The sequence below is a fragment of the Acinetobacter sp. SH024 genome, assembly GCF_000163635.1.
Taxonomy (GTDB): Bacteria; Pseudomonadota; Gammaproteobacteria; order Pseudomonadales; family Moraxellaceae; genus Acinetobacter; species Acinetobacter pittii.
This window is the reverse complement of record NZ_GG753606.1, coordinates 25,653-28,782: the sequence shown is the minus strand read 5'-3', so window position 1 is coordinate 28,782 and position 3,130 is coordinate 25,653. Positions and strand designations below refer to the sequence as shown.

Below are 3,130 nucleotides of genomic sequence, written 5' to 3'. Positions count from 1 at the left end.
TCGCAGGATGACAGCGGAAATGCTCTAGAAGCATCACACTTGACTCATAGATAGAAGAAGCCATGTCGTATAAAGACATATCTGGTGTTAAATATGCAGCATGTGGCTGACCATGTAGATAACGATTTCTTAATACATCAATTTGAGCACTTGCTAGACCGACATTACTCGGAGAAACTTGTTTATTATCCCCCACTACTAATAATTTTTTAGCACGCATTAAAACAGGTAATACGTCAATTGATGATTGTGATGCCTCATCCACAATCACTAAGTCAAAGAGGCCTAATTCAGCAGGCATAGATTCAGATACCTGAAGATGTGACATGACCCAGCAAGGAATAGCTGCTGTTGCCTCTTTAAGGGCTACTTGAGCATCTTTTCTATAACGTGGAGCATTCTTACCTGTCCCTTTTCCATAGTGTTGTACAGCAATTTTATAACGCTGTAATGCAACTAAAATTTTGTCTGAGGCATTTTCCTTTAATGCCAGCCATGTCTTGTTTGCTGCCAATTGAGCGTAATTTTGAGATAGATTCTTCTCGTGAATACGACGGTGCTCATACAAATTTTCAATTTGACTTGTATTACTGATGGCTATTACAAAAATCTCAAGACGTTTCCATTCCCAAGCCTCTAGCAATGTATTACGTAATACAGGATCTTCAATTTCTTCAGCGTACGGAACTTCCAGAATATGTTTACTAAGAATCAAAGCATTTGTTTTACTCAATCTAATACTGGCGGATTTAACTCTTTCAAAATCTTCTGTTAGATCTTTTAAATGTGATAATTTTTTTAATAGATCAGCATAATCTCCAAGTTCACTTTCATGTAATGAATCGGAATCAATCTGAGATACAATTTTTTTTAACTGATTTGATATTTTATTACCAAACTCTGATAAATAAAGGATTTGATCAGCCAGTTGTTGTTGATAGACTTCTAAATTAAATATTTTTAACTTCTGCCCTAACAATTGAATCAAGTCATCAATATTTTTAGGTAATCCGTAGAAATCAAAAGATTTAGCTCTCTTAAAAGCTTTTAAATAATTCGTATTAAATAGATCCAAATATTTATTTTTCAAATCTAGGCATTTTTGGGTTCTACTGATGAGCTGCGTGAACTCTTTTAATATTTCATCGATATTACGATTATTTAACTCAATTAAAGGAATGTCTAATTGTGCTGCAATACTATTCCATTTGCTCATAAAGATGTTAAGAGTCTGCTTTCTATCAAGATATTCTTTAAGTCTTTTCCATTCATCTGATGTATCAGGATATTTTCCAGAAACTTTAATTGACTTAAAAAGGTCTTGTAATTCAGCAGTACCAAAATGATACCAATTAAATGGCTTACCTGTATCAACAGCACGTTGAACAGCTTGATATTCTTTTGAGTTTGGTTGTATCTCAAAATTCAGCTCTATGGGATCAATTAGTAGCGTTTTCCTGTATTCCAATAAAGGCTGAACTTCTTGAATAAGGTTACTATAGATATCAAGTTCCATAGCCTTATCTTCTGCATTTATCTTCTTGAAATAGCTCAATAACCATGGTTCTGCTTGATCAAGAACAAAGTTTAGATCTTCTAGATAAATCTTCAACCAATCTCTTAGCTCATTAATTTCTGATTCAGAAATAGTTTCCTTGAAATTATGTAGGTCATTTTGCTTTAAGAATTCCTCAATCTCATCTTTTTCTTTTAAGAACTCACTTAATTTCTTCAGGCTCGCCGAATCTAACAGCTTTTCAGGAGCTGGTAGAGGTCCATAATTTATGTATGGTAAGTTTGTACCTATTTTCTTCCTTGAGTCTCTCAATTGAATCAACTCAATCTGGGAAAAAGGAAACTGGTCTTTTTCCTCCAAAGTTAATTGGTCGGTAAACCATTCGCAGGATACTCTACTTTCTAATACCGTTTTCACGATATCCATAGGTAATTTTTTATTACCATCTACTTCAATATTCTGATAATGCTTTTCTGCAAAGTTATATATTTCTCGATCAATCAAAGCCATTTCATGATGGTTATGATCTATTTGATGTTTTAGAACTTCGATCGTTTTTCGAACTTCTGCAACATTCATTTGGGTAATTTTTTGCACAATCAAATCGATTGAAGATTCAAGCTGATTTTTACTTTCTTTGCTTGAACCAATGCGACTGACTACCAAAGGCTTTAATTCATCAGGAATCTTTTCATGTACTGTTTTAAGGACATGTGACTGCTGTGCAGTTACCAGTACTTTTTTACCATTCGCCAAATAGTGACAGATAATATTGGCAATACTATGTGTTTTACCTGTACCTGGTGGACCTTGCACCACTACACCACTGCTGATTAGCAGATTCTGGACAATAGTAATTTGTTCTTTGTTATAAGGCAGCGGGAAATAAAGCTCTTCAACTTTTGATCCGAATCCCTCAGTACCAGAACGCCCTCTAAAACTATAAGTCTCTTTTTGATTAATATCGCTTTTTAATTCTGTCACTAACGATAAAGGTTGTTCAGGTATAGCCACTGAAGGGTCATTAAGTTTAGTTTTTAATAACTCAATGTCATCGCTTAAAATAGAATTTCTTTTAGGACGACTAAACAGTACTGATGTTAATGTCACCGTTAGATTTTTGGATGGTATAGCCCTATTTTCTGCCTCAACAATTGCTCCTTTTGAAAAAATATTCGCGACGAAGGCATTAACTATATCAGAGTAAGTTTCCCCTTCAAATAGGCGTAATGAGCGACCATTATTTAAGTTTTCTTTTAAGGTTACTTTTACTTGTCCTGAAGTAGGCAGATCATCCTCTAATAAGATGGCATCCATTTCTATATTGGCACGTGTATCTTTGGCACCTACACGTATTAATCCATTTTTTTCTATCTCCATTTCTAACGGGATAGTAATAAGAGGATATGAGTAAGATTTTTGAGTCGTTGGAAGTACCCAGTCAACTAAGCCAAAGCCTGCAACAATTTCTTCACCATCGCCTGTTCCACCTAAATTAATCGCGGTATTCCATGAGAATAATTTATCGTAAACAACAATAGATTTTTTAATCTCATCGTTATTTTGTTTCCAATCTTTCCAAATATTTTGATAACTTTCGAATTCTTTGAATAG

At 34.3% G+C, this 3,130-nt stretch carries 1 protein-coding gene; it reads right to left on the bottom strand.

The genetic code is table 11. From position 1 onward, the window contains the following. Positions 1–3,130 (bottom strand): AAA domain-containing protein (locus tag HMPREF0013_RS23230; RefSeq protein WP_005804849.1); only part of this gene is annotated, 3,130 nt, incomplete at both ends.